The following is a 1,078-nucleotide window of genomic DNA, read 5'->3' as shown; positions in this document are numbered from 1 at the left end:
TCGGCACGGGGGCGCCTTTCCATATGCGGCTACGCCTTGCCCAGGCTTGCTTTTTCGTGCCCGCCCGCCCGGTCGGCGCTCCCCCCATCGACCAAGGTAGGGGGTGCGCCCAACAATGATCTGTATCAAACAATTGGGTAGGTCAAGGGCGTACGAATTACGGGGAGAAACCCGGACGCGACCGCCCGGACGGCAAATGCCCGTTGATCCCGAAGATTTTGTCTTGATGGATCGCCGAAGGCTGCCGGCACTCGATGAGGGGACGCACATGAGTCAAAGCGCACAAAGGATTGTGAACAATCCAAAGTTCCAGGAACTGGTGGCGAAGCGGTCCGCCTTCGCCTGGACTTTGTCCATTGCCATGCTGGTCATTTATTTCGGCTTTATCCTGTTGGTGGCGTTCGGGAGAAACTTCCTCGGCACGCCGATCGGCTCCGGTGTCACGACCTGGGGCATCCCCATCGGCGTCTTCACCATCGTGTCCGCCTTCATCCTGACCGGCATCTACGTGCACCGGGCGAACGGCGAGTTCGACGAGCTGAACCGCCAGATCCTGGAGGAGTCGAAGTGATGCGCGCCACCACCCGTCTTGCCGCTCCGGTCGCCGCTGCGGCGGCAGCCGCCGGCGCGCTGGTTCCGACCACGGTCCTGGCCGACGCCATCGGCGGCGCCGTGCAGAAGCAGGCGACCAACTGGTCGGCCATCCTGATGTTCCTGGCCTTCGTGCTGTTCACGCTGGGCATCACCTACTGGGCGGCCCGCCGCACCAAGTCGGCCAAGGACTTCTATGCCGCCGGCGGCGGCATCACCGGTTTCCAGAACGGTCTCGCGATTGCCGGCGACTACATGTCGGCTGCCTCCTTCCTGGGCATCGCCGGTCTGGTGTACGCCTCGGGCTTCGACGGCCTGATCTATTCGGTGGGTTGGCTGGTCGGCTGGCCGATCGTGCTGTTCCTGGTGGCCGAGCGGCTGCGCAACCTCGGCAAGTACACCTTCGCCGACGTCGCCTCCTACCGCTTCCAGCAGACGCCGATCCGTTCGCTGTCGGCCTGCGGCTCGCTGGCGACCGTCACCTCTA

At 64.1% G+C, this 1,078-nt stretch carries 1 protein-coding gene and 1 pseudogene; both read left to right on the top strand.

The annotated features are described in order from the left end of the window. The first annotated feature begins 268 nt into the window (after positions 1-268). On the top strand, positions 269-571 hold the full coding sequence (locus I71_RS01125; RefSeq protein ID WP_042688983.1) for a DUF485 domain-containing protein: 303 nt from the start codon (positions 269-271) through the stop codon (positions 569-571). Next, a pseudogene (gene actP, locus I71_RS01120) lies at positions 571-1,078 on the top strand (cation acetate symporter); the annotation flags it as partial. The gene I71_RS01125 and the pseudogene actP, both read left to right, overlap by 1 nt.

It is taken from the genome of Azospirillum sp. B506, assembly GCF_000333595.1.
Classification (GTDB): Bacteria; Pseudomonadota; Alphaproteobacteria; order Azospirillales; family Azospirillaceae; genus Azospirillum.
This window is presented reverse-complemented; position numbering and strand designations above follow the sequence as displayed.